Annotated in this window: 32 protein-coding genes; 6 read left to right on the top strand and 26 right to left on the bottom strand. The window is 32.2% G+C overall.

Annotated features, from left to right (window positions below):
- The first annotated feature begins 113 nt into the window (after positions 1–113).
- Both ACZ9EE_RS00405 and ACZ9EE_RS00400 read left to right on the top strand, forming a co-directional pair.
- Positions 114–1511, top strand: a complete 1398-nt coding sequence (locus ACZ9EE_RS00405; RefSeq protein ID WP_476024719.1) for a hypothetical protein — start codon at positions 114–116, stop codon at positions 1509–1511.
- Entirely contained in the window at positions 1508–2185 is a 678-nt protein-coding gene (locus ACZ9EE_RS00400) for an ABC transporter ATP-binding protein (RefSeq protein ID WP_476024718.1), read from the top strand. Before ACZ9EE_RS00405 ends, ACZ9EE_RS00400 begins: the two co-directional genes overlap by 4 nt.
- A 271-nt stretch (positions 2186–2456) precedes the next feature.
- On the opposite strand, the gene ACZ9EE_RS00395 is transcribed toward ACZ9EE_RS00400, so the two are convergent.
- From ACZ9EE_RS00395 to ACZ9EE_RS00300, 20 genes are all read right to left on the bottom strand, one after another.
- Positions 2457–2918, bottom strand: a complete 462-nt coding sequence (locus tag ACZ9EE_RS00395; protein WP_476024717.1) for a hypothetical protein — start codon at positions 2916–2918, stop codon at positions 2457–2459.
- Between the two features lie 122 nt (positions 2919–3040).
- A complete protein-coding gene (locus tag ACZ9EE_RS00390; protein ID WP_476024716.1) occupies positions 3041–3385 on the bottom strand; it encodes a hypothetical protein in 345 nt (114 codons plus the stop codon).
- Positions 3386–4008: 623 nt separating this feature from the next.
- Positions 4009–5097 carry a C39 family peptidase gene (locus ACZ9EE_RS00385; protein WP_476024715.1) on the bottom strand — a complete coding sequence of 363 codons (1089 nt, stop codon included), beginning with the start codon at positions 5095–5097 and terminating at the stop codon, positions 4009–4011.
- A gap of 255 nt (positions 5098–5352) precedes the next feature.
- Positions 5353–5556, bottom strand: coding sequence for a VanZ family protein (locus tag ACZ9EE_RS00380; protein WP_476024714.1), 204 nt, complete (start codon positions 5554–5556; stop codon positions 5353–5355).
- Between the two features lie 122 nt (positions 5557–5678).
- On the bottom strand, positions 5679–6017 hold the full coding sequence (locus tag ACZ9EE_RS00375) for a YolD-like family protein (protein ID WP_476024713.1): 339 nt from the start codon (positions 6015–6017) through the stop codon (positions 5679–5681).
- 140 nt (positions 6018–6157) lie between these two features.
- On the bottom strand, positions 6158–6400 hold the full coding sequence (locus ACZ9EE_RS00370; RefSeq protein ID WP_476024712.1) for a hypothetical protein: 243 nt from the start codon (positions 6398–6400) through the stop codon (positions 6158–6160).
- A 154-nt stretch (positions 6401–6554) separates the two neighbouring features.
- Positions 6555–7073, bottom strand: coding sequence for a hypothetical protein (locus ACZ9EE_RS00365; protein WP_476024711.1), 519 nt, complete (start codon positions 7071–7073; stop codon positions 6555–6557).
- A gap of 193 nt (positions 7074–7266) precedes the next feature.
- Complete coding sequence (locus tag ACZ9EE_RS00360) at positions 7267–7962, bottom strand: hypothetical protein (protein WP_476024710.1); 696 nt, start codon at positions 7960–7962, stop codon at positions 7267–7269.
- Between the two features lie 273 nt (positions 7963–8235).
- A complete protein-coding gene (locus ACZ9EE_RS00355) occupies positions 8236–8703 on the bottom strand; it encodes a UPF0158 family protein (RefSeq protein ID WP_088088099.1) in 468 nt (155 codons plus the stop codon).
- A 178-nt stretch (positions 8704–8881) separates the two neighbouring features.
- On the bottom strand, positions 8882–9232 hold the full coding sequence (locus ACZ9EE_RS00350) for a transposase (protein WP_476024709.1): 351 nt from the start codon (positions 9230–9232) through the stop codon (positions 8882–8884).
- Between the two features lie 240 nt (positions 9233–9472).
- On the bottom strand, positions 9473–9832 hold the full coding sequence (locus ACZ9EE_RS00345; protein WP_476024708.1) for an ankyrin repeat domain-containing protein: 360 nt from the start codon (positions 9830–9832) through the stop codon (positions 9473–9475).
- Positions 9833–10018: 186 nt separating this feature from the next.
- The gene (locus tag ACZ9EE_RS00340) at positions 10019–10234 is read right to left on the bottom strand and encodes a hypothetical protein (protein ID WP_476024707.1); all 216 of its coding nucleotides are present in this window, start codon (positions 10232–10234) and stop codon (positions 10019–10021) included.
- A 309-nt stretch (positions 10235–10543) separates the two neighbouring features.
- A complete protein-coding gene (locus ACZ9EE_RS00335) occupies positions 10544–10696 on the bottom strand; it encodes a hypothetical protein (protein WP_476024706.1) in 153 nt (50 codons plus the stop codon).
- A 431-nt stretch (positions 10697–11127) separates the two neighbouring features.
- Positions 11128–11847, bottom strand: a complete 720-nt coding sequence (locus ACZ9EE_RS00330) for a hypothetical protein (RefSeq protein ID WP_476024705.1) — start codon at positions 11845–11847, stop codon at positions 11128–11130.
- 126 nt (positions 11848–11973) lie between these two features.
- Entirely contained in the window at positions 11974–12906 is a 933-nt protein-coding gene (locus ACZ9EE_RS00325) for a phosphotransferase (protein ID WP_476024704.1), read from the bottom strand.
- Positions 12907–13466: 560 nt separating this feature from the next.
- Positions 13467–14021, bottom strand: a complete 555-nt coding sequence (locus ACZ9EE_RS00320; RefSeq protein ID WP_476024703.1) for a hypothetical protein — start codon at positions 14019–14021, stop codon at positions 13467–13469.
- Positions 14022–14297: 276 nt separating this feature from the next.
- Complete coding sequence (locus ACZ9EE_RS00315; RefSeq protein WP_476024702.1) at positions 14298–14654, bottom strand: hypothetical protein; 357 nt, start codon at positions 14652–14654, stop codon at positions 14298–14300.
- Positions 14655–14871: 217 nt separating this feature from the next.
- On the bottom strand, positions 14872–15141 hold the full coding sequence (locus ACZ9EE_RS00310; RefSeq protein ID WP_476024701.1) for a hypothetical protein: 270 nt from the start codon (positions 15139–15141) through the stop codon (positions 14872–14874).
- Positions 15142–15693: 552 nt separating this feature from the next.
- The gene (locus ACZ9EE_RS00305; protein ID WP_476024700.1) at positions 15694–16170 is read right to left on the bottom strand and encodes a hypothetical protein; all 477 of its coding nucleotides are present in this window, start codon (positions 16168–16170) and stop codon (positions 15694–15696) included.
- 84 nt (positions 16171–16254) lie between these two features.
- A complete protein-coding gene (locus ACZ9EE_RS00300; RefSeq protein ID WP_476024699.1) occupies positions 16255–16539 on the bottom strand; it encodes a hypothetical protein in 285 nt (94 codons plus the stop codon).
- A 294-nt stretch (positions 16540–16833) separates the two neighbouring features.
- Between ACZ9EE_RS00300 and ACZ9EE_RS00295 the strand changes: the two genes are divergently transcribed.
- Positions 16834–17571 carry a hypothetical protein gene (locus tag ACZ9EE_RS00295; protein ID WP_476024698.1) on the top strand — a complete coding sequence of 246 codons (738 nt, stop codon included), beginning with the start codon at positions 16834–16836 and terminating at the stop codon, positions 17569–17571.
- 126 nt (positions 17572–17697) lie between these two features.
- Here ACZ9EE_RS00295 and ACZ9EE_RS00290 read toward each other — a convergent pair whose 3' ends face one another.
- The 5 genes from ACZ9EE_RS00290 to ACZ9EE_RS00270 form a co-directional block, all read right to left on the bottom strand.
- Positions 17698–18051, bottom strand: a complete 354-nt coding sequence (locus ACZ9EE_RS00290) for an Imm32 family immunity protein (protein WP_476024697.1) — start codon at positions 18049–18051, stop codon at positions 17698–17700.
- Positions 18052–18213: 162 nt separating this feature from the next.
- Positions 18214–18621 (bottom strand): hypothetical protein, encoded by a 408-nt coding sequence (locus ACZ9EE_RS00285; protein ID WP_476024696.1) that lies wholly within the window; start codon positions 18619–18621, stop codon positions 18214–18216.
- A gap of 302 nt (positions 18622–18923) precedes the next feature.
- Entirely contained in the window at positions 18924–19763 is an 840-nt protein-coding gene (locus tag ACZ9EE_RS00280; protein WP_476024695.1) for a DUF1835 domain-containing protein, read from the bottom strand.
- Positions 19764–19931: 168 nt separating this feature from the next.
- On the bottom strand, positions 19932–20765 hold the full coding sequence (locus ACZ9EE_RS00275) for a TetR family transcriptional regulator (RefSeq protein ID WP_476024694.1): 834 nt from the start codon (positions 20763–20765) through the stop codon (positions 19932–19934).
- A 99-nt stretch (positions 20766–20864) separates the two neighbouring features.
- Complete coding sequence (locus ACZ9EE_RS00270; protein WP_476024693.1) at positions 20865–21101, bottom strand: hypothetical protein; 237 nt, start codon at positions 21099–21101, stop codon at positions 20865–20867.
- A gap of 26 nt (positions 21102–21127) precedes the next feature.
- Here ACZ9EE_RS00270 and ACZ9EE_RS00265 point away from each other — a divergent pair, with 26 nt between their 5' ends.
- Positions 21128–21382, top strand: a complete 255-nt coding sequence (locus ACZ9EE_RS00265) for a DUF5643 domain-containing protein (RefSeq protein ID WP_476024692.1) — start codon at positions 21128–21130, stop codon at positions 21380–21382.
- Positions 21383–21536: 154 nt separating this feature from the next.
- Here the strand turns inward: ACZ9EE_RS00265 and ACZ9EE_RS00260 are convergent, their stop codons facing one another.
- Complete coding sequence (locus ACZ9EE_RS00260; protein WP_476024691.1) at positions 21537–22085, bottom strand: carbon monoxide dehydrogenase; 549 nt, start codon at positions 22083–22085, stop codon at positions 21537–21539.
- A gap of 967 nt (positions 22086–23052) precedes the next feature.
- Between ACZ9EE_RS00260 and ACZ9EE_RS00255 the strand changes: the two genes are divergently transcribed.
- Positions 23053–23598 (top strand): hypothetical protein, encoded by a 546-nt coding sequence (locus ACZ9EE_RS00255; protein WP_476024690.1) that lies wholly within the window; start codon positions 23053–23055, stop codon positions 23596–23598.
- 289 nt (positions 23599–23887) lie between these two features.
- Complete coding sequence (locus tag ACZ9EE_RS00250) at positions 23888–24202, top strand: type II toxin-antitoxin system PemK/MazF family toxin (protein WP_476024689.1); 315 nt, start codon at positions 23888–23890, stop codon at positions 24200–24202.
- Positions 24203–24681 lie beyond the last annotated feature (479 nt).

Here is a 24681-nt window from a genome sequence, read left to right as displayed (position 1 = left end):
ATATTTGAAAGCATATTGCTGCTCCTCTATTTTTACTTGCGGCTATCTACATTTTACTTTCTACCGTATCTAGAGAAAATACTAGGGATACTTATGAAGTGTTTATATTACGAATGTCAACGGAACATTACTTAATCATTTACTGTATGATACCGATTTTCTTATTTTCGATTTTTAGTAATCTAGATGAAGATACGCCATTTTTAATATCTCGATGCAAAAATTTCACACGTTACTTTTATACAAAATGGCTAGCCATCTTTATTTATGCGATTCTATTTGTTTTATTACATATGGTCATTGTAGCCATAATGGGAATTGGCTTACCACTGGAGAATGTCTATCCCATGAACAATTCATCCGAAAATGAATTGTTTCACTATTTCATAGGTATTTTTTCGACTCCTTTATTGGCTGCGATTAGTAGTAGTGTATATATGATCACAGGCTTAGCTTTTGTTGGTGTGTCTATTTTAACTATTTTTCATTTCTTCGGTAGACGAGTGTTATTGGTTATGATCCTACTAGCCTATGTGATTATGGTTATGGTTCTGAAAATTCCTGAGTTAAGTGCTTTACATTTAATAACATTAAGTCGTTTGATTATACTTCACCATAATTTTACGATAAGAAATGGCCTTTTATGGACTGTTTCATGTATGTTGTTGCTTCTTGTGTTCCAGATCATCTGCATTCGATATGCTTGGTATCGTAAGTTTTCACTTTCTTGGAATGTAAGGGGAAAGGGATTGTTTTTTTATTATGCACGAGCATTTTGGGGACGTAAAATAATTTTATGGGTATTTGGAATGTTGGGAATCTTAACTTTTTGGAAATCGATGAATGGAACGGAAGAGTCATTGCAAGATTATATGCTTCGTTTTTTCTATGGTTATGAAATAGGTGAATTTGATTTGTTAACCTTTTTACAGCAACTCATTTATTATGGCACGCCGCTATATTTATTTGCATTATTTATAGAAACTTGGTGTTCAGATGATAGCTTGCCTGTATATATACGAATCAAGCAAAAAAGGAAATGGTTGTTTGCGATTGTTTCAAATGGACTAATCTTCCATTTCCTATATATAATTCTAACATTTGCCTTGCTTTTTATATGTGGCCTTTTAGCAAATAAAACTTGGTTATCACATACCATTCAAGTTTCAGAAATTATTCAAATAAATTTTTGGCCTCTTTTTATTTGCTTGAAAATATTGGAGTTTAGCGTATTGTTCTTTATGTTTTTCTACTTATTTATTTTGCTAAGAAATGTTTTGACAGCGTATCTCATGGTCATGGCCATACACGCACTCAATTTAGTACCAGTTGGATTACTTTTATATAATCCTGCAGGTCTAGCAACGGTTGCAAGACTAAAAATACTTGAAGGCTCGATAGGCATACCATTAAGTAAGGCATTTACAGTATTCGTAATAGTATTAGTTCTATTACTTAGCTTAATCGCTTGTTCATATAAACGTTTCTTTACTAGGAGGTTCCTTTCGTGACAAATGTAATTGAAGTAAATAATGTGTCAAAGACATTTTCGGGACAAACCATTTTGAAAAGAATTCAGCTCAATATTAAAAAAGGGAAAACAGTTGGTATTGTCGGTGGTAATGGTAGTGGAAAGTCTGTATTATTTAAAACCATTTGCGGATTTATTCGTCCAGACGAAGGGGTAGTAAAAATTCGTGGAGAGATGTTAGGAGCAGGTATTGATTTTCCAGAGAATGTGGGGATCTTTATTAATTCACCCGGATATATTGAGATTTATAGTGGATTTAAAAATCTCCAATTATTAGCTGCGATTAATAATAAAATAACAGATACGCAAATTAAACACACCATGAATCTTGTTGGATTAAATCCAGATAACAAAACGAAGGTGAAAGATTATTCGCTCGGAATGAAGCAAAAGCTGGGGATTGCTCAAGCAATAATGGAAAACCAAGATATCCTAATTCTTGATGAACCATTTAATGCATTAGATTATAAAACATATCATGATATCAAGAAGATTATCAGATCACTCAAAGCTACTGAACGAACAATTTTACTAACAAGTCATCATTTTGAAGATATAGAAGAGCTTTGCGATGAGGTGTATATCATTAATGAAGGTGAACTGAAGCATTTAACAGAAGAATTAAAGTCTATTTATTTTAAACGCTCGAAATAATGTGACTTTAAAAAGTAACTAAAGCCTAATTTCTCGATTATAACACCTTGAAATTAGGCTTTTAGATTTTTTTGTTGTAAATCTCATTTTCCTTAACGTACCCCATGTGTTGAAAAACGACACAACAGGTGGCAATGAAACCAAGGTACCCCGTTTTTAACAAAAAACAAATACTTTAGGAACATATTGAAAAGGTGAGAAGGCATTTAGTTTGCTAGTACCAGGTTTAATAACTACAATGGCAGCTCGTTATCAATAGTCTACTAAGGATTTATATCCCAAGGTGATATAAATAATAATGACCTTTAGATAAACACTCTGCAAATGCAATAATTTTATTAAATTGCTTAATTACTTCATCTCGGTTGATGACAATCTTGTCATAACCTCCATCCAGTTCATTGTCTCCATCCACATAATTGCCTGTAAGGAAAAGGGTATCAGGTGCATTATTGAATAAGTCCCTCCAAGAAGTAATAATACTCTTTAACCTAATTGAAGATTCATTATCAAATAACGTGACACCGTAATAGTTAATTCCTTGACCGATTGGATTTCCTAGCTTAGCTGGATTTTTACTCGGTATCCATTCTAATGTGTCAGATATGTATTGGATGATATCATCATAAATCACAACTTTGTCAATGATGCTGTTATCTTTGTCTTTATTGCTCCAAAAACCCTTTAAATCAGTTGAGATTGGAATTAGATAAAATTCATGTTCTAAGCTCATAAATATCTCCTTACACCTATTCCAAAGGCTTATAGTGATACCACCCTTGTTTAACAAAGCGTTTTGTTAGTAATAAGATAAGAAACAGGATATTAGAGATAAAGTCCTCCTCTAAGGAAAAGTCAGAATTCTAAACCAGAATATAATCTAGCAGATGTAGAAGGAGAAAAACGAACCTTATATTTGGCACCTAGTTCTTTCTTAACTTTTTCTGTAAGCTGTTCACCTAGTTTATTATGCTTGTTCTCCAATTCAATACCGTTGGATCTCAATGTATCTTTATTCCAATCAATCCATTCGCCATACATCATGGCCCATCTCATAACTTCTTCTTTTAAATCATCTGAAATCGGAACTTCCTCAATATCGAAGTTACACCCACATATATTACACCAAATAGGATCTGCCCCCACATCACCTTCAACTTTTAAATCATCAGTCTCCTTGTGTTTACAAAAACATTGCATAGATCATATCACTCCTTTAGTTCAGGGGTATTTAGGTGAAACTCATTAATTTAGTGGATGGTCTCTAATAACACTTCTTCAATTTGTTTCTCCTTATAAAAATAAGGATTCACTATTATATTACTTTCTTTTAGAAAATTTTATCAAAAAAGCATCTTCTATCCTTTATCATCAATTACAAATACTTGATTATTGTAAAGCCAGAAATGAAATAATCCCTACAATGACTTGCTAATAATAATGTTCAGCTCCCAGAAGGAACGCAAAAAATCAGAGATCACAGTAGCAATTCTATCTTATTTCAATCGATCCATGATAATTTCTTTATGTTCTTTTATCTTATATATTAATTATAAGCGTTTTCGTTAAGGAGTGCATAAATAATATGAAAAGTTACCTGTTGGTGTTTCTATTTTGAAATTAGTGAAAAATATAAGCACCTTTAACAGGTGCTTGATGTTCGTACTATTTAATCATAGATATACCACATTACTTTTTGATGAAAATTGTCTCTTGTACCAATATACAAAAAAGTGTTCCACTATAATTACCAATCTATCGATTTCTAATGGCAAGTAAAACTACTAGACAAATTTATTAAACTTTAATACTTATAGAATTTATTATCGAACAACTAACGCACGCTTTCCCATATCTGTATAAATCTTGTTAAAACGAGTTTTGTTGATTGGATAGTTTTTGTTTCCATTTAAAGGATCATTTATGTAAAAATTCATTGGGCTCACTCCAGTTACAACAATGCAGTGCAAGGGCTGAGGCCACCAGTATTTTTGATTGTTTTGATATTTATAATGGTTTAGGTCCGTTACATCCCCATATCCGATTGTATACCATACTAGCACAGGGTTGCCTTTTCTTATTTCATTTTCAAGGATATTGATACTAGCTCCAGTTAGGTCTGTGCTGCCAGGACGATAAACCTTTACCAACTCTTGAAGCTTCACTGGGTTGATCGTGTAACCTGAACGGTTATATGGGCTTCCAACATACCCCTTGTTTGGGTCAAGAGTAGTGGTATAAGGCATCTTTTTAGCTAACGTTATCTTATCTATATTAACCCCTTTGTATTGAAGGGCCATATCTAAACTCGTAACTTCGCACCCAGCTGGCAGCTCTGGATTTTGCAGAACTAATGGAACATTCATTGTAAATGAATTTGAATCATTTACTAGTTCTACATATTTTCCATTAATATATCCTTGTTGTCCACTATAATTAATTTGGTACCAACCATTAGAGAGTTTGGAATGTACAGTTAAAAATGATCCCTTTTTTAGTACACCAAGAATTGGATATGTCACAGAAGCCCCACTACGAACATTCAAGTCGGAGGTTGTAACATATTGATCACTTACTGGGGTTGGAGAATTCGAGACTTTTACATATTGACCGCTTACAAACCCTTTTTTGCCATTATAAATTACATTATACCAACCTGCTGCATTTCCTATAATGTTGAGGTTTGATCCCTTCTTAACTGTTCCAATTATTGCATATTTAGTAGATGGCCCACTGCGAATATTTAGGTTTTCAGTAGCGGAATAATTTAGTGATTCGGCACTTACAAAATTAGGTTGAAACAATTCAATATGCGTACCATTAAAACAAAAAGCTGTAGTCAAAATAGTTGTAGCTAAACCTGTCAGTAGTGGTTTTTTAATAAATCTTCCTTTAGTTATCTTACCTTTCATTTCTTTCCCCCTGTGTTTTCTATGAATATTAGTCTATTTTTCTACTATTTCCTTGTAACTAAATAGTTTTCAAAGAAGGATAAGTATTATCTGATTTTCCCTATGCCATCAGTGTTTCTTTCTATTTTTTTACATTTATTTACCTGAAATTACATCTATTACAAGTAGTTTATAAAATAAAGAAGTTTTTGTCGACTATTAAATTACTAAGGGCCGGATTACAAGTTAAAAATAACATCATCAATATCTGAACTTCTACCCATACCGTAAGAACTGTACAACTTCTATCAAAACAGTACACAGAAAGGAGTACCATATAGCTTGTTTATTGCTCTTTGCCCATTCGAAATAAAGCAGGGCAAATGGGGTAAGCATAAAAGCATTTCCGACAATTTGGAATAATGGAGAAGGATTATTATGAAGAACTTCAATAATGCCTTTAATAGGTATTAAATTCACAGAATGAACTACGAAATACTAAATTATAACAATGATTCTAAGACTTGGTAGCCTTTATAAGAATTAAGTTAAACAAACCTGCCCGAACCCGTCTAGGGTTGACTCAAAGCATTAGATGTAGCTTAATTTAAAACCTTCACTCCGACTACACTATCGAATGCCACCCGTTCAAATTCTCCAGGCTTCACCTCTATCCGCAGCTCATGAGTTATCGGATCAACGTAATGAACACGCCCATTAATGTCGTGTGTAAAACCATCATCCCATACAGCCAGTTTTACCGCATGGTTGTATTCTGTCGCGTAAGCTATTCGTAGGTCAAACTCTTCTTTCTGATTTTCGTCTAAAATTGGCTTAGAAGTCCGTGCTTGATCCTTGAACATTTCTCTGGTCATTTCAAATGCCAACGGAATAAAGGAAGCGGACTGCCATTTCATTTTCCCACGGTCACGAATTGTCATTAATGAATCATCTCCTTTAATATCATTATATGCGAACTAATGTTCTGTATGTAAATAAAAAAATAAGACCAACATTTTTTAGTGGTCTTTAGTATTCTTATTCAACTAACGCACCCGTTAGCTTAAGAAGATTTCCCCTTTTACCCAAGATACATAATTTTATTTTTCTCTTTTTTCGCCCTAATAACTATCTTTGCTGTTAAATGTTCGGGTTGGTCATACGCTGACTGAATCTCAGCAAAAAGTTCGTTAATAATCTCTTCAAGATTCCCCAATGATAGTGTCTTTGGAAGACTTTTTGTTCTTGCAATTTCATAATTTTTATATGAACTATCGTAACCGTTTATTGTCTCTTCGCCGACAGCATTTATTTCAAATTCCACTTTTATTTGACCTTCCTAACTCCATACCTCCTAATATACTGCAACTGACAATCCTTATCTTTCCATCATTCTTCTTTAACTATTATGCCCGTTAGTGGAACAAGAAAAGCTGCCAAAATGACAGCTCCAATCTTCAACTCTTGCACCCGTTAGCTTAATAAACTCCGTATTTCCACAAAACTACACCATTGCTTGATAGAGCCTCTATTTTAAGGGGATCTGGGTCTCCAGGTTCAGGCTCTTCTAACATATCAAAGGTTGCAAACCATACTCTTAAACCTTGTTCGATTTCAATAATTTTTGCCTTTTTTTCCACAGTCTTTTGTTTGATAACTACCTTTTGTATATTATCATCTGAAATAATTCCAGCAAATGTAACAATGGGAACTTCTGGGGCATTAATCATTGTCAAATCAATTCCTTCTTTAGGGTTAAGTTCCGCATTACCGCTATGAAGCCAAATTTTCAAATCATTTGAGAAAAAGGAATGACGAAAACCAGTCTTATCTAGATAAAAATAAATTGTACCTTTTACAATTTTTTCTTTATGGAGCAAAACAGTTGATTTTGGATATGGCACATTGTTAGTGAACTTTTTTGAAGTATTTTTTTCTTCTGTATAAGTACAACCAACTACTATTAAACATAAAAGAAGTATTAATAACTTTTTCAAATCGTCACCCTTTCATTAAGTTCCCTTAACAAAAGATACTACGAAAACCCTTATTTATTCGCTCAAAACCAAACAAGTTTAGTTTTTCCTTGTTCCACTAACCTGCCCGTTAGTGCAACAAGAAAAGCTGCCAAAATGACAGCTCTGTTCTTAAAATCTCGCACCCGTTAGTTTAAGTACATTTCTTCACAAACTATTCATAATAGTAGGAGTTAGTCCATCCATATTCTTTACCATTATCAGCACACCATTTAAGAAGACCTTTTTTACCCTTGCTATTAAAAGCAATCCAGTCACGTAACAGATTTTTGTAATAATTTACACTTTCACTTACATATTTTTTACTTTCAACATTGATGATTTCTGTAGAGAGGTTTTCGATTTTCAAAACTGAGTCCTGATCCTCAGAAATATCACCAAGGTAGGCATCTTCAGAAATGTGATGAAAAGAAAATTCAAGGGAATCAAGATAATAGTTAATGATTGCCATTAATACTCTTTGTTCACTCTTCCCACCAACCCTTAGTGCCGTTTCAAGGTGCTTCAAATGGTTTTCGGATTTTAAGAATAAGCCATACCATCTAACTGGTTGTGGGTCTTTTGGTTCTTCAATCATCCAATCCTCAAGAATCGGTTTTAATATGTTTTCCTCAAGTGGATGAACTAGTACATAATGTATATCTTCTGATTCCTCGAACCATTTAAAAAGCCAATAAGCAAATTCCTTTTTCTTTTTAACTTGCCAACCCTTTACCTCTTTGATAAAAAGGTTTAGCGAACTAAAGGCATCTTTCCTAAGTCCCTTTTCTTTGAAGAGGCAAAACTCTTTAAAAAACGGATAACTATCCAAATTTTTATCTTGGATTAAATTCGTAAGTATATTAGTCAAATCCTCTACACCTTCTCTCCTTTAACAAACTTTTGCCCTAATATGAATCAGCACCTTCATATCTTTCAAACTTGCATAAATACTCTCCCAATGCAATGTTCTTTGCTTCAACTAAACTCCCTCGTTATTCGAATAGAAAAAGAGCGTGCTGCCGCACCCCACTGATTAATTAAAGCACCCGTTAGTGGAATATGAAAAGTATTATTTTTCTTGATTTGAAGCAATACTTATTGGTAGGGAAAATCATCTAAACAAATTAGATTGTTTATTAATTCATTCAATATAGTTTACGTTATTATCTTGGCACCATTTAATCGCAATTTCTTTAAAACACTCGTCACGATAGGAATACCATTGATCCTCGATTTCAAAATCTATTATTTGGTCTTTAAATCTTCTAAAGGCACCTTTTCCCTTAATTGATCTTAATAATATATCCTGCTTTCTCTGATCACTGATAGTTAGGCAAAAGTCTTCCATAATTTCATATTCATTGACTTCATATTTTGTTGGTAACTCTATGTAATTCTCGAAATTTTCGACAACATCATTTGCAACCATTAAATTTTCTTGTTGCCACTCAGGTAAATGATCGAATGGTTCTTCATTTTCAGCAGCTCTCAAGTCCTCCGATGTTACTAACACTATTTCACCAGTAGTAATATTTAGTAATGAACGTGACTCTTCAAACTGTATTTCCATTTCTTCAATTATATCTTTAAGCTTTACTTGAATGCTCATAATATAGCCCACCTTCCATTTTTTCTAGTGATACCATAAGTTAATCAACAATAAGATGTAAGAGTGCCTCACAGAATAGTTTAGCTGGAAATTGCTGCTTATCAACAGTCAAAATTGCATTTGTTTAACCACGTTAAAATTTGATGTTATATTTAATCTTTCTCGTTATCGGATTTCTCTAGCTAAGGTCATCCTTTTTTATAGCTTTCTCAGCTTCAATTTCCTCACTTAACTCTGGGAACTGTTTCTTAAAAGATTTTACTATCTTTGTGGTTTTACTGAATACATATTTTTTTACCTCGCCATAAGGAATCCATATCTCTCTATATTGAATCTGTGCATATAGGGATGAAGTAACTATATCGCGTTGATTAGGAGGTAGTTTCTTTGTTGTACGTCTTTCGTTCATCTTTTTGTGGTAGAGCTTATAAAGTTCTGTTGCAATCCATTCTTTTTGGCTATTTTTCAATTGTGAAAACCGTTTGTTTGTTTGAAGAATCTTTCCGTTTACTTTGATATGATTTTTCATTAAGAACCGTCCTAAAATCATTATTAATAATTTTAAATCTAAGATATTGTAATTGTCTCACAATCACTTTTGACTTTCGAATACTTTAAAATGGTATCTATAAAAATAAAAAGACCAATATCTTATGGTATATCTTATTGAAGTATTGCTGGTTAGTTTAAGAAGAAAAGTCCCTGAATTGGCATCCGGAATAGAAGTAACTACCCATTTAGTTAAAAATGAAATTTAACTTTGTAAAATTTAACATTTCTTTTCCCATTGCTTTAGTAATTCAATAATTTCTGTTTGGATATGATCATCCCAACCTTGTTTTGCTCTTTCTAAACAACCATCGCTCTTTGCTCCGTTTTCTAACAAATATGAAGCAATGTCAATAAAGCCAAAATAACACGCAATTAACAACGGTGTCGTGTCTAAACGGTCACATTGGTTCAAATCAGCACCTTGATGAACCAATTGTTTTATAAATTCAAAATTATTGCTATGAACTGCCCAGTATAAAAGACTTTGACTATGAAATTCCTCATTTACATCGTGTGTCTTTAAAAATTTAGTTAGACCTTCACTATCTTTTCTATGTAATAAATCGGAATAATTCATTAGTAACCAGCCTCTTTTCTTAATTATTGCAGCCCCTTTAAACTAAATCCTACCATAAACTTCACCTTTCTTATTATATTAACCTGCTTCGTTAGTTTAACAAGAAAAAGCTGCCTCAATGACAGCTATGATCTTAAACTCAAGCCCCGTTACCTTAAGTACATTACTTCACAATCAGCTAAAATCTCACTGATTGTTTTGCTTTATTCGTTTAAATAACCAACTAAATAACTTTATTACTTCAACAAGCACGATACCAAACAATATCGCCTTTAAGAAAAATAGGTTATCTGAAGTAAGGGTCAATTTTCCGGTTCTTAAATAGTGGGTCAAATAACCCAATACAGCACCATATATAAGCCATAAAATGTGTTTAAATCTTTCCAAGAGATATGTTTTCATTTGTTTCTCCTAGCTGCTTCTACAGCACAATTGATTTTAAGTTTTATAACAATTAAATAATAATTGATTTTTTGGATAATTATAATGGGAATTCAACCCTATGTAGTTAAATCCTTTTCACTAAACTGCCCCTTTAGTGGAACAAACAAAAAAAGCTTCCATATCAGCTACCATTGTTCAACCAACGCAACCATTAGCTCGATAAGAAAACTTATTATAAGGGGTTACGTTTAGGGAGAGAAAAAACGAATTAATAGATAAATAAGTTGAACAAATAGCCTACTAAATCACACGTAAAAAAAGGGGGTGTTATTCGCCGCCATCATCTCCCCCATCATCATTGTCCTCGTTATCAATACCATCGATGATTCCATCATTATCATTATCATTGAAAAAGTCCTTAATGGTATCTAAAAAGCTTTTTTTCTCACTTTCATTTTCATTAGAATGATAACTACTCATAAAATTTTGTAGTGTGATTACTTGAACAGACTGTTGTTTATTTCTCGAAACAAAGTAAAGAAAAATAATAACTATAATAATTATTAGGAGTAATATTAGAGCCAGTATCACAAATTTATTCAAATTAGCAACAACCCCTTACTTGTCCTATATTAATGAGTATGATATTTTCGTGCTTTGATTACAAATTTTTACAGGCTTAAAAAAAAACGCTGTTGCGTTTAACAACAGCGTTTACCTGCTACCTTAGATATAGAATATCTTCAATCTTAAATTCCTAATCCGTTATACCAAACTGTTGACCAGAAAAATCCTTCTTCAACTAAACTGCTTCTTTAGTTCAACAAGAAAGACCTGCCTTAATGACAGCTCTGATCGTAAACTCAAGCACCCGTTAGCTGAATAAGACGATATTCTACTTTTATGGAACCTCATTTTATCAATGTATCGTTAATTTGAGTGATTACTGTACCTTTAGGTAAATTTGAACATAATCTTTTTACTGTTGAATACTTGTCCTGATTAGAAAACAAATAAAATCCATTTCCATCGTGGAAAATAGTAATAAATGTTGTATTTTCATCTATTTTAAAAATTGGTATTGAACGTTCTCTTTTTTTACCCCATTCAATTACAGTATTCAATTGAAAAGATAAATTTTCAGAGTAAGAAATTGTGTAAAATTCATTTAGGCTTGCTGCAAGCCAAAAGGTTTCTTCTAGAACATAAATTAGTGAACGAGAATCCGTTATTTGTACAGTAAAATATGGAGGATGGTACTTTACTTTTTTAAAAGAAGTCCAATAAGTTTGAACTTCATCTAAAAACCTTATCTTATAATTGATTTCCAAATTATCAAATGCAGTTTGTATTTCTTCATAATCATCAACACAAACAAACGTAAGATATAAGGGATATACATCTTGTGTAATTAAAAATTGCTGTAAGAAATTTAAATTGTGTTTAACATAGTCTTCTTCGGTACCTTCCCCAATGAAAAATACAGATTTAATTTTCCCGTCCATCTTTATATGATGACCGTTTGCATTTAAAAAATCTTCAGTAATTTTTTCTTCCTGTATCCATATTTCTGCCATTTGAATTCTCCCATAAAATAGTGATTTTATATCGTTATTATCTCGTTCTTTCATAAAAAGTAACAGTTCTTGTTCAACTAATCTTCATCGTTAGTACAACAAGCAAAAAGATCGCCGCAGCGACCTCCATCTTTTACTCTTGGACCCGTTAGTTTAATAAGCCAGTTCAATTTTTATTTCTTAAAGAGCCTCCCAATAATGTTTATTGTTTAAGTTTTTAACACACCATTGATAATGACCATCTTCGCAATTATGAGAATAAAAATTGGCAGAAATAAAGCTATATATTAGAACATAGAAAAATAATCTTTTTCTAACATCTTCACCTAATGTTGAAATAATTATGTTTAGGTATCTCTCATATATATTTGCATTTAACTCATTATACATATCAAAACATACCCAACCTATTGCAATATCAAATAAGTTGTCACCGTACATAGTCATCAATCCAAAATCGATTAATCCTGTAACCATCCCACTCTTATTAATTATTAAATTCCCAGGATAAAAATCTCCGTGAATTAAAGAATATTCACCTTCATATCCCAATGACAAAATTTCTACTAATTGATTAACTTTTGCATCGTAATTCACGACATCTCTTTTGAAATAAGACTCCAATTCCTTTTGTTTTCTAAAAATTATTTCTTTCAATAAATCAAACCAATTATTTATTTTTAGTAAAGAAATCTGATTATCATTGAATAGAGTGAAACCTTCCAGATTAGATTTTACTTTTACAGATTTCAATTCAATATTTGCATTAAGATAGGTTTCCATCATTTTATTTTGTTCGTTATAATTCATCTCTGAGAGCATACTTTGCATATTACTACCCTCAATTCGTTTTTCAATAGTTACTAAAATTCCGTATTCCTCAAAGGTATCGTAAATATAAGGAATCTCATAGCTCAAAGAACTTGAATCAATCTTAGAGTAGAAACCCTTTAGGATTTTTTGCTTATTAGAATCGGACATATCATTATACAATTTCAATACTTTATTATTGTCAAAAACATAAACCTCAGCTTCCATTCCCGAACCTAAAAAATCTGTTTTAGAAACATTAAATTTATCCAATATTATAGATTTAGCATTAATTTTTGTCATCTAACACCTCTAAATTTTCTTATTTGCTTATTGTACTAAACTGCATCGTTAGCTAAAGATGAAAAGGCTGCCGCAGCAACCGATCTTTCTTGAATTCAAGTATCAATTAGTTTAATAGACTTAAAATTATTATTAATATCAAAAATACAGAAAAGAATGCAATCATAAAGTATCCAATATATTTTAATGGTTTTGGCAACTTACTAAATTTAGTATTAGCCAGGATTCGTTGCATTTCCTTCTATCTTGTTAAAGTGGTCTATTACATCATTAAATGGTTTATTTTCCTCTTTCATACTACCGCCACTTTACTAAATTTTAACATATTTATTCCTTTATCCTTGAACTTTTCGTGAATTCTTATTGAACTAACCCGTTAACTATTAACAAAAAAGGATCACCACAGCAATCCCAATCTTCAACTCTTGACCCGTAAGCTAAATAAGAAAAGCCGCCAAAATGACAGCTCCAAGCTTTAACTCTTGCACCCGTTAGCGTAAGTACAATCCTTCACAAACTAACTTTGAAATAAAAAAGAGGTGCAGAAGCTACCCCCGTTGTTAATCTATGTTTGTGTCATCTAATCGAATTTCAGCTACTTTTCCGTCTTCTATCAGCCAGAATTCAAGTGTTGCACGAAGTTTATGGTCAACGTAGCCAACGATGTCCACACCTTGTTCTGACCTTGTATAGTATTTTGAACCATACGAATCAATAACATCTTTTTTCGTACTACCAATCAAGATTCCTTTTGCTGTTTTAAGACTGGTTTTCGTCTTTACACATTCTTCGACTTCCCCAATTATTAAACGAACAATATCGCCTTTTTCTTTTCCTTTGATGATAGAAGCCGTTTCTAATCCACCTTCCCAATGATAATAATCGTATAAATTGTTATCTTCCTTGCTAAGAGGTGCTCCATAATGCTTTACAAAAGATGGATTATGAATATTATCGTGTAGTCGTACCTTTCCAAAAGATTCATCCGAAATGTCGGTTGAATCGGTATGTTTAAAGTAATAGCTACGTCCCTCAGTAAAGTGAGAAATTGTTCGAAAGCCGATAATCGCTATTAAGATAATTAATGCAAGTAATACAATATATTTTATTCGCATTTTTCCTCCTAATTTATCTATGTATTATTGAACTTTTTTTACTTAGTTAGGGAGTTTTAAGAGATTATTTGCAAATCAAATAAGATTCTTATGTGTTCTCCCTTTTTTTTATTTGAACAGTTATATTTTACATAGAAATTCTATGTATGTAAATCCAAATTTTAAACAAATCTTGTTTAACTCCCCCCAGTTAGCACAATAAGAAAAGCTGCCAAAATGACAGCACCGATCTTTAACTATTGCACCCTTTAGTTGAATAAGGATATTTCTTTTGAGTTAGATAAATGTAACCAAATCTGGATTTAAAGCTATAAAATGCGGCATCCAACAGTCTGAATTTTCAGTGCCAATTTCGTGGTTTTTGGTACAAACTCTATTAACACCATCTAAGCCATCATAACCACAACATCCATTTAATCTGCTACCATCAGGATGATAATTCGAATTTACTAAATCCTTAATATTAATAATAATGTAGCCTTTTGTTTTTATATCTTCCTGTCCACTATCCACCATAAAAAAGCCCTCAGGAATATAATCTTCACCATCATTTTCATTTAGTAAATTTATGTCTTTCAATTCAGTTACCTGTTTCGAAATTTCTATTTTACAGTTTTGACAAATTAATTTCATATTAAGGACACTCCATCTATACCAATATTAATTTCAAATATAGCACATTTTATAACATTCTTTGTTAAACTAACCTGCTAGTTAGTGCAATTAGAAAAGGGATCGCCGTAGCCATCCCAATCTTAAACTGTTGCTTTCCATTAGATGAAGAAGATTAAACTAAATTTATGATTTAATGAATTACAAACTTCCATAATTTGAACTATCAATGAGTGCTTTATTTTGCTGTGGAAGAGACAGGAGTTTGTTGTTTTTCCCATTCAGTTGGTCCTTCACTTGGAGGCAGATATTTTCTCCAAGATTCTCCACTTTGTTTATCAAACAAAATGATGTTGTTTTGGCTTGATATTATTTCATATCTATATTGGTCATTCTGATTAACTATTTCTTTTTGTTTTGATTTTAACGATTGTGAAATAATCCAAGAACTTAAAACAATACATAGACCCAAAAAGATAACGGAAAACGACATTATGTTTTTATTCATATGTACCCCCTTATTTTTCCATTCATTGTGCTAATTCCACATCATCAACAATAATTCCTTCTTTCACTAACCTGCCCCGTTACTTGAAGAAGAAAAAAGCATTACCGTTGTTTCAGTAATGCACCCGTTAGTTTAAGTGTAATGCTTCACAATATGTATACTGCCTGTCTATCCTTTAAAATAAAGTAATACAATTAGAGAAATGATAAGAAAAATTAAAAAAATAGGACCGACACCCGAAGTATAAACTATGTAAATTCTAACGTGAAGAACAACATTTATTATGACTATTATTAGTAAGCAAAGGAGTAATAAAATTATTATATTTACATTTTTATTCCTATACAAAAAATCAACCCCAATCATTGTTTCAAGGGAGTTAAACTCTGCAATTGCTAATAAAATAGTTCGGTAATTATAAATATGTTGTTAATAGTATATTTATATCAACAAAATACAGATGTTGTTCCAATCACTTGACTGTTATTTGAAAATAAAAAAGGCGATTCTTGGAAAATAAAGAATCGCACTAACATAAGAATTACCTTATTACTAATTTTCAAATTGCATACCTGATAAAACTTGTCCTGCTTTATCATTAATCTCTACAAAATAAGAGAAACTAACCACATCTTGTTTATGTAATTGAATAAGTTTCTCCCATATCTGGTCAGCTAATTTTGCTGCATTATCCACATTTGAACTATCTATTGTTGTTGCTATCAAAACTTTATTCTTCTTGGATTTTATTTCTCTAATTTCCTTGTAATCCTTTAACTCATCCTTCATTACATTAATTAATTGGGTTAAATTCTTGCTTTCCTTTGTACCATTGGATATTTCTCCTGCTTGAGGTATATCTTTTGTAATATTGACTACTATTAGACAAACCGTAATTACACTAATAAAAACGACAATCCTTACTAAAAACTTTTTACTAATTTTGGACACCCCCTCATAATTGAAAGAATGCCAAATGATATTTATTATTCCATTAACATCGGTAAAGGTATAAATATCTTTCTTCAACTAACCTGCCCCGTTAGTTGAAGAAGATAATATTAAAAGGACCATTTAGATCCCTGAATAATTTTGTTTAACAAACCAGTTCGATTAACGATAAATTCCATTTGGATGAAAATGCTTCCTCCAATTTTTAACCTTTTTAAACTTCTTATCATCTGTAACAAAAGATTTTACCTCAATCCCAAAAAGATGCTTATGATATGCCTTAAACTGTTCGCAACCTCTTAAAAGTTCAATTGCTGCATCTTTACCCATTTTATTTGTAGCTCCAACAACAATAAAAGGAACATCTTCTTCATAATGTAGGAGGACTTTTCCACCAAAATAAATGTCATACAGTTCAGGCAATTCTTTTTTCATTGCTACTTCCATTAATACAAGTCGGCTCATTAGATCAACTCCTTTTCTTTTTATTATGAGGCAAATATAATGGTATAAATGGAAAAATTGTGAAATAAAATCGAAATTTGTAGAATAGGAGAGCGGAATAAATTATTTTACTTTATTTATATTTTTTTAAAGGTTTAAAGTTAAATATATAATATTTATACCACTAATAGGGTCGGGCCTCTTAATGTTCGATTTTTTTAATGTTAGTAATTATGGTAAATTTTTCATCCAGCAAATAGAATAGTAAGTGAATGTAGATGTTTTGGGGGTGTCTGTATGGATTTAAATCAACTATTAAGTAAAGTTTATGATACTTTACCTGAACCACTGCAAGAACCAACACAAGCTTTAAGTGAGATTGTCGGAGGAGCAACTCCTTACATAAGTTCAGTAATGAATTATTTGAAGTTTCGAAAAATAAATAAAGAATTGGCAAATCATAACGACCAAATAATAACTGTCGTAGAGAAGCTTGAAGAAAGTAAAAATGAGTTGTTCTTAAAGCAAGAAGTATTTCCTATTATTCTTAATAGGATAATTAATGATGGACAACCTGAAAAGATTAAGATTATGTTGAATGGCTTCGAATATATAATCGACAACGATGTTTTGGATTTAGATAAGATTTTTCATTTTTATGATGTAATGGCAGAAATGAGATTAAGCGAGATTTTTCATCTTACTGAGCAGTACGTTGCACCTATGGAAGCACGTAAAAAACATCCACACAAATTGATGAAGATTCAATTAAAAGTTGATTTCACTGAAGAAGATAGAGATCGGCGAGATATGGAACGCTATATGAATAACAAGTTATTTAGACTTGGAATTCTTGAGTATGCGAAAGAACCAGTAAGGGAACCATATCCTGACCTTTATACAGAAGACAGAGAGTATAGACAACAAATTTATGATGACAAATACGCAACAAATGTAGACAGATACAAATTAAGTAATTTTGGCTTAAAGTTTATCAAGTTTTTCTACGAAGAAGATACAGAAGTATCGAAATAAAGTCGAGCAGATTATTGCTCGATTTTTTTATTATAAAATCAATATTTTATTCCAGAACAAAAAAGGACCCATCAAGGTCCCAAACATTCTTGTTTAACAAAAGCACCCGTTAGTTGAACAAGAACCTCATTCTGAAGGTTGGTAAATAACTAAATCGACACTTTCCTTACAGTCTGAATTACGAATATTATCAAAGTGGTCGTGATAATTTGGGTCTTCCGTGTCGTATTCAGCTAAAGCAATTAAATATCTGCCTAATTCCTTTATAGCTTCACGATTGCCTCTTAAATGTATTTCATACTTGCCGTTACTAACAAATTCATCAGCTTCAAAATCAAATGATTCACCATTAGTTACATCTATGATTAAACCCTCTATATTTGGGTCAACAATTCCCCCCTCATAGATTCCACTGGCTTTATCTGCTTTATTTTGAAAGTATTCAAGTGTTAAAGTTACTTCCTTCTGAACCTTTTTCATTATCCATCACCCTTTAGTAATGCTTTGTTATTTGATTAAATTATAACATCTTTATTCAACTATCCTGCTTACTTTAGTTTAACAATGAAACCGGCTGTATAACAGCCGGATCTTAAACTCAAGCACCCGATAGCTTAAGTACAACGTTTCACAATCTCATTTTTACCAAAGCTTATCAATAAGTTGTGATTCATTTACTTCAAGGATTTCGATGTTATTGCAATAAAAATCAATATCCCTATTTTCAAACCCCCGAACCTGGAATTTAATATTCTCCCAACTCTTATCACGAAAATCCACAACTTCCAACCCTGATAATTGGATTACTGTTCCGCCAGCAATCATCTCAAAGTTTTCCACCCTGTTAAAACGAATTTTCACCTCAAATCTCTGAGCTTCTTTAGTATCATAGATAAAAGTCATATCTACATTTGTCCGATTTCTTTCGTCAAACAAGGCTATGTTATCAAACTCTACGAAGTATCTAATATCTGTGATGTATTCTATATCAAGAAATGAAAATTCGGGAGAAATATCCGTCAATAAATTCATATTTTCAATTTTTAGCAAAGTAATTCCCCCATTTATTTTAATATTGATGTCCTTAACATTTTTCAAAAGGTCGAAGAAATGAATGTAAAAGCTGCCATAATATAACCCAAAAATTATCAGTTGTATTCAATCAAAATACCTCTAACTTTGCTCAATACTTTTATGAATTCGTTGTTCTTCCTTATATCTCCTTCTTGTGCTAAACTGCCCGTTACTTGAAGAAGAAAAAAGCATTACCGTTGTTTCAGTAATGCACCCGTTAGTTGAACAAGGAAAATTTTTTTGCATTGTAAGAAATGTTTCCTTTAATACATCATAATTTAATCAATCGTTTCTCTTGTTGTGACTGGTTTAATATTATAAAATCTCATATGGGTAAGGTTTCCCTTGTAAGCAAAAACTCCATTTTGTATTAAGCAACGAATTCGCCATTCTATAGAAATATCCGTAACTTTCTGTTTTTGGCGACCAATAAATTCACCTACCAACCTTGCAACAGGAAAGAATCCACCAAATTTACTATACATCTTCTCCTTGCAAATTTTATTAGCAAGATTTAGTAACTCTTCATCAAAATATGTTTCAGAAACAGTCTCCACTTGACGATTCTTACGAATTCGAAGAAGCCCATTATCTTCGAGAAGTTGTGTCCAATTTTTCAAGTATCCTTCTCTAACTCGTGAAGAAAGTGACTTAGCATCTTCCATAAGTGGGAACAATTTTTCTGGGATAGTCTCCCCAGCAGAAAGTGGTTTGAATCTCCCATATCTCTTATAGTAAGCAGATGAAACCATAACGATTGACACTGGAATGGTTTTAGGAATATTAGCTAATAAAAACATTAACCCTGTATATTCCGTTGGACTGTCTCCTACCCAAAACAATAATGTTTCTTCACAAGTTAGTGAATTAACCCAATCCAACAAATTGTTATATGTAGACCTAAGATAGGTAGTTGCATAGGATTTATCCTCTTCATTTAAAACTTGTTCCCACCATTTAATTCGTTCTTCATAGTCAATTTTTAACAACAAATTGCCAAGGGGTCCCCACATCAGGTCATCACCTATTACGACAATACTTTCATCTAATTTGTGAATCTTTAAAGCTTCCTTAAGGACGGAACCAGATGAATGTCCAAATAATATGTGTGTTTTCAATGTAGTTAGCCTCCTATAAAAGCTTTCATTAAGATTGTTCGATACAATGATTTTCCCCAATATATTTTCTTTGTCAACTATATTACATCGTTAGCCCGGACAAATTAATAGGATTGCCGTAGCAATCCCAAACTTCATCAACTCTTGCACCCGTTAGTTCAACAAAGACTAGTTGAATTCTTCATCATTAATTATTCTATATAACTTAACGGATTCTTCGGAGATAGATATAAAGTGGTTATTCTCACGGTTACTTAAGCCTCTTACCATTCCATCAATTTTTCCTAGCAATTGCGGTTGTTTCTTTCCAATTTCCCAATAAAACAACTCATCGTTAGAATCATACCTATCAAAAAAATAAGCATACTTTCCTCTAACACATATAGCATTTGAACCGTATAATTTTTCTGGAACTTTATGAAAATTTATTATTTTTGATTCAGGATAAATTTGTAACAAAGGAAATTCGGTGTAGGGGAATAGCCATATGGAGGACCCCTTCCCTTTACAAATAGCATAACAATCTGCTATTAATGGTCTATCCATTAAGTCGGAATGATACCTAAAAATGACTTTACCAGTAAAATCGAATAATACTAAACCTTCTGTTGATATTCCATTTCCAAAAACACCTTCATCAAAATAACTTATCCAAATGCCCTCTTTACCAACTTCAATATCCTCAATTCCATCTCCACCGTTAAATGAACCGAGTATTGTTCCAGTCAAGTTCAAGATAAAAACATTATCTATTCTCGTTTCATTTCTTAGATTGGCAATAAGGAGTTTATCTTTGTCAATCCATCTTACAATTGGATAATGTAATTTAAGAGGGGGAGTGAGAAAATTATCATCATTTAAAATTATCATAAACTGTCGTTTTTCTTTTAAAATAACTATTAATCCAAAATCGTCTTTCCAATCTGCATCAATGATTTCATAAGAATCGAGTTTAGAGGCTACTTTTGAAAACACAACATCATCAAGTATATTTTTATACAAATGAACCCCTCCACGTCACAAAATGAATTTTAAATGTCATTGTTATCTTAACACATTCTTCTTCCACTAACCTGCCCCGTTAGTTGAACAAGCACCTTATTAAATATTGATATGCAATGTTCCATCTGATTTAACTGTAACCAATGGATATTCAGGAGTGTTTTCTCCAGTAAGAATACTTTCTTTACCTAGAATCTTTGATAGGTTTCTCATAAATTTAAATACCGAAATAGCTTCAGTTACACTTTTAACTTCTTTTGGTTCTATGTCAAATTCTATTTCATCTTCTGAAAAGAAATGGCAATTAATCAAAACACCATTAATGTTAATAGACATTAAAAAACGGTGGAGAGATTACGGAAATGATTAGCAAAAAGTGGAAAGTAATGTATGTTGATTTAGAAATCAAAGATGACTTAGGAAATAAATACTCAGGTCAGGGGAATGGAGGCTTTGGCACAGATGCCTTCTATCAAACAAGTAAAACATTCGGAAAATTAGATCCGAATGCATCGAAGCTCATTATTACGCCTCATATCATCTTACAGGATAAGAAACTAGGTAAAGGCAATGATGAATTTGTGGCAAAGGATATCATTATTAATATACAAAAGTAAATAATTTCCCACGATGGCTACCTTAATAAATTAAGGTAGCTATATTTTTATCCTAAAATACTTGTTTGACTGAGCCATATTGATAGCAATTAACTAATTTAACTAAACAAAAAGATCACCTTGCCCCTGCTCGGTGGTGGTCTATTTTTTAATTTTAATCAGTTGAGTTAGCGATCTTAACTAAGATTTCTGGTGTAACTTTGTTTGATACCTTTTTGTCAATTCCGAGCATATATTGCCAATTATCTTTTTCAAAAACAAGAAAATTCATAATTGGGGCATCATCCATATAAATGGCTTTTTGACCACTTTCAAGTGTATAGACTTTTTGATTGCCTCTATCCTTAAAATTTATTTTATTTTTTAAGGGTCGAATATCAACTTTATAATTATTTTCTCGTGACTTTTCATTCACAAAACGGATTGATAAAAAATCATTTGTGTCGTAATCCTTATCTTCATAAAATCTTCCGAATTGATGAGTGAAAGGAATAGAAGGCTTGATTTTTGGCAATTTTACATCTTGTTCAAAGTGATTTTCAAATTCCTTAACGGCTTCTTCCACAGATTTATATCCAACTTGGGTGAACATTTCCTCAATGGAAGGAGGAGTATCGTTTGGACTTGCAAAGGCTATCTCATTAGTTTGTACAAAATAAGCAATACAGAGTATTAAACAAATAAAGTTAATTCTTTTATTCAATGTTCCACGCACCCTCTTTATCCTTTTAATAAGTACTCTTCCCCATTTATGAAAGATTATTTATCTTGACATATGTAACTAGTCGAGTAGAAGGGAGACTTTCTACCTTGCGGTAGATTGTACTCCACCCCCCTCACAGAACCGTGCTTGCACTATTAATGCACACGGCTCCTCCTAGTTACCATTCACAAAATGTATCTATTCTCTTAGATTGAGATTTTACTAATTCTGCTATCCTTAGTAGTTTTGTTTCTATTTATCCTCCCTCTGAGTGTAGTAAATGTTTCCCTAGTAAGGGCGATAACTGGTAGCTAGCCTTTCCTCCATCGGCATTACCCAACTTCATTGGTACTACGCTGCTATCCGACTCCCTACACAGCATTTGGTCTCCTTGCTTTTTATCGCTTGTACACCATACTCTTCTAACAAGAAAAGACCGGTAGGGTCTCCCGAGTTGCCGTATCATATCGATGTGTAACGTGCCAAGGTCTCTGACTCCAGAGAGGTTTTATCCATCTTGCCCTTAACGAAGGATAAAATGTAGCTTTCTGCTGCAGGTAAAGCATCAGCCCTCTCGATTTACTAACATTATGGAGCTCAATCCCTTCAACCATTTGGCTTTCGAACTGTCTACGCTTAAAGACTAAAGTTACCTTTAGCCCTCCAAGACTCGCTACGAGCGAATGGCTAGTTCTTACTCGACGGGAATCCCACCCGTTATATGATACGACCTAGGCTCGGCCGCACACCTGCCCCGTTAGTACAACAGGCAAAAAGATCTCCTTAGTGATCCTCATCTTTAATTACTGCTCACTCTAATTGAAATACAGTAATTTTCCCCCTTTAATCAATAAAAATATGTTAAAAGACATACATCATATAAACCAGAAGAAGAATAATAGAAACTTTTTTATATTTTTTTTATATTAATGGAATATTTGATTATTATTTTCGAAGGGGTGATGAAATGAGATCTTTAATAATAAGTAAACAAGATTTTTTAAATGAAGTACTTATTGAAGATGTTTATATTTTAAAATGGAAGATTCCAAACACTGTACTCTATAAAAAAAGGCTTTATGGAGTAGCAAGAAAGGATATCGAAATTGACACAATTTATATGAATTTTAGTATACGGGGTGCGGCCTTTTCATTTTATACACACAGCTATGTATTCCAAAAATTTGCCCATTCCGAACCGGCATTGATGATGGGATATATAAATTTTAAAAACACTGAAAGGCTACTTTCCAACGATGATTTAGAAAATGTAAAAAAATGTCCTCTTACTGGTCAAGACTATATCCCGTTAAAAAACGTTAAAAAAATACCATTAAATACTTTTACTGATTTCCCATCAAAAATCCCTTATAAAAAAAATCGTTCTAATGCTTTTGTTGAAGAGTTAGACAATTTGGATGGAAAATACCTAGATGAAGAATTTTTCTTTTCTTTATTAATTTCTCGTGGATTTGATATAGATGATGTTCGTTGGATATATTGCACTGATTAACGCAATCGATTTTATATTCGATTGCGTTCTTTATTTTTAGGCCCATTTTGTTGATTTTATACGATTAAGGAAAAGCCCCCATTAAGTTTAATAAGAAACCTGCCCAGATAAATAAAATCCTTGTACCCTTATTAATTCCAACCCTCAAGGTACTGTATTGCCGGAAGACTATTGCAATCTCTTACTAAAAGCAATCAACCAATACTTAAATGACAATATACGAATTAATAGCAACTATTACCTTATATTGATACAATAAGAAGTCAGTTAAATATAAAGAAGGGTAATTATGAAAAAACAAAACCATTTATACTGGGGAAACATCCCTAATAAACCAGGTGCTAATCGACCTTATTTAGTTCTATCAACAGATGAAGCTAACACCCTCAATGTGGTTGTGGCACCTATTAGATCCGATCAATCAAAATACATAACTAACATTCCCTTAAGCAAAGATAACTATCCATTTAATAAAGACAGTTCAATTGATTTAAGTCAAATATTCACTATGGAGAGCAAGTATCTAGAAAAAGAGATTTGTATATTAAATGATCAAGACTGCAAGCACCTTAAACGAGTATTAAGGGAGTTACTTTCTCTTTGATTTACTCTATACTTGTCATCTAAAAGAATTATCCATTCGTACTACAAAAAAGAGCCGGTACCGGCTCTTTATAACTTTTTCAATCCCTACTATGAAAAAAGGAGATCAAAATAGCAATTTGACAAAAGCAAATTCCTCAATCACTTTTTCTTCAATTCAAGCACCTAGTTAGTTGAACAAGGTTATAATTTTATTTTTATTAATCTTGTAACATTTTACAATTACTAAATCATCAAAATTTAGTTCTTTAAAATGAATAAAACAATACTTCTATGAAGATGAACGATGCAATTAAAGTTAACCATCCAATTTTATTTGTTACTGGCTTCTGGAGGAATTGGATTTTTGACAAAATAAACGAAACTCCAAAAAATAATATAATAGAATACAACGTTTTCAGCCAAAACGATTCATCAAGTTTTCGAAGGAAAATTAATATTAACACAAAAGAAATACCTCTAGCTACATTTTCCCATTTT

This window comes from Bacillus sp. URHA0034 (genome assembly GCF_056280405.1).
The sequence above is the reverse complement of the archived record's forward strand: the minus strand, read 5'-3'. Positions and strand labels throughout refer to the sequence as shown.

What these genes read in the sequence shown, in the direction of transcription:
- ACZ9EE_RS00405 (WP_476024719.1), top strand. Translation starts at nt 114, where the DNA reads ATGTCAACGGAACATTACTTAATCATTTACTGTATGATACCGATTTTC.
- ACZ9EE_RS00395 (WP_476024717.1), bottom strand. Translation starts at nt 2,918, where the DNA reads ATGAGCTTAGAACATGAATTTTATCTAATTCCAATCTCAACTGATTTA.
- ACZ9EE_RS00390 (WP_476024716.1), bottom strand. Translation starts at nt 3,385, where the DNA reads ATGCAATGTTTTTGTAAACACAAGGAGACTGATGATTTAAAAGTTGAA.
- ACZ9EE_RS00385 (WP_476024715.1), bottom strand. Translation starts at nt 5,097, where the DNA reads ATGAAAGGTAAGATAACTAAAGGAAGATTTATTAAAAAACCACTACTG.
- ACZ9EE_RS00375 (WP_476024713.1), bottom strand. Translation starts at nt 6,017, where the DNA reads ATGACAATTCGTGACCGTGGGAAAATGAAATGGCAGTCCGCTTCCTTT.
- ACZ9EE_RS00355 (WP_088088099.1), bottom strand. Translation starts at nt 8,703, where the DNA reads ATGAGCATTCAAGTAAAGCTTAAAGATATAATTGAAGAAATGGAAATA.
- ACZ9EE_RS00350 (WP_476024709.1), bottom strand. Translation starts at nt 9,232, where the DNA reads ATGAAAAATCATATCAAAGTAAACGGAAAGATTCTTCAAACAAACAAA.
- ACZ9EE_RS00345 (WP_476024708.1), bottom strand. Translation starts at nt 9,832, where the DNA reads ATGAATTATTCCGATTTATTACATAGAAAAGATAGTGAAGGTCTAACT.
- ACZ9EE_RS00340 (WP_476024707.1), bottom strand. Translation starts at nt 10,234, where the DNA reads ATGAAAACATATCTCTTGGAAAGATTTAAACACATTTTATGGCTTATA.
- ACZ9EE_RS00335 (WP_476024706.1), bottom strand. Translation starts at nt 10,696, where the DNA reads ATGAGTAGTTATCATTCTAATGAAAATGAAAGTGAGAAAAAAAGCTTT.
- ACZ9EE_RS00330 (WP_476024705.1), bottom strand. Translation starts at nt 11,847, where the DNA reads ATGAAAGAACGAGATAATAACGATATAAAATCACTATTTTATGGGAGA.
- ACZ9EE_RS00325 (WP_476024704.1), bottom strand. Translation starts at nt 12,906, where the DNA reads ATGACAAAAATTAATGCTAAATCTATAATATTGGATAAATTTAATGTT.
- ACZ9EE_RS00320 (WP_476024703.1), bottom strand. Translation starts at nt 14,021, where the DNA reads ATGCGAATAAAATATATTGTATTACTTGCATTAATTATCTTAATAGCG.
- ACZ9EE_RS00315 (WP_476024702.1), bottom strand. Translation starts at nt 14,654, where the DNA reads ATGAAATTAATTTGTCAAAACTGTAAAATAGAAATTTCGAAACAGGTA.
- ACZ9EE_RS00310 (WP_476024701.1), bottom strand. Translation starts at nt 15,141, where the DNA reads ATGAATAAAAACATAATGTCGTTTTCCGTTATCTTTTTGGGTCTATGT.
- ACZ9EE_RS00300 (WP_476024699.1), bottom strand. Translation starts at nt 16,539, where the DNA reads ATGGAAGTAGCAATGAAAAAAGAATTGCCTGAACTGTATGACATTTAT.
- ACZ9EE_RS00295 (WP_476024698.1), top strand. Translation starts at nt 16,834, where the DNA reads ATGGATTTAAATCAACTATTAAGTAAAGTTTATGATACTTTACCTGAA.
- ACZ9EE_RS00290 (WP_476024697.1), bottom strand. Translation starts at nt 18,051, where the DNA reads ATGAAAAAGGTTCAGAAGGAAGTAACTTTAACACTTGAATACTTTCAA.
- ACZ9EE_RS00270 (WP_476024693.1), bottom strand. Translation starts at nt 21,101, where the DNA reads ATGTCTATTAACATTAATGGTGTTTTGATTAATTGCCATTTCTTTTCA.
- ACZ9EE_RS00265 (WP_476024692.1), top strand. Translation starts at nt 21,128, where the DNA reads ATGATTAGCAAAAAGTGGAAAGTAATGTATGTTGATTTAGAAATCAAA.
- ACZ9EE_RS00255 (WP_476024690.1), top strand. Translation starts at nt 23,053, where the DNA reads ATGAGATCTTTAATAATAAGTAAACAAGATTTTTTAAATGAAGTACTT.
- ACZ9EE_RS00250 (WP_476024689.1), top strand. Translation starts at nt 23,888, where the DNA reads ATGAAAAAACAAAACCATTTATACTGGGGAAACATCCCTAATAAACCA.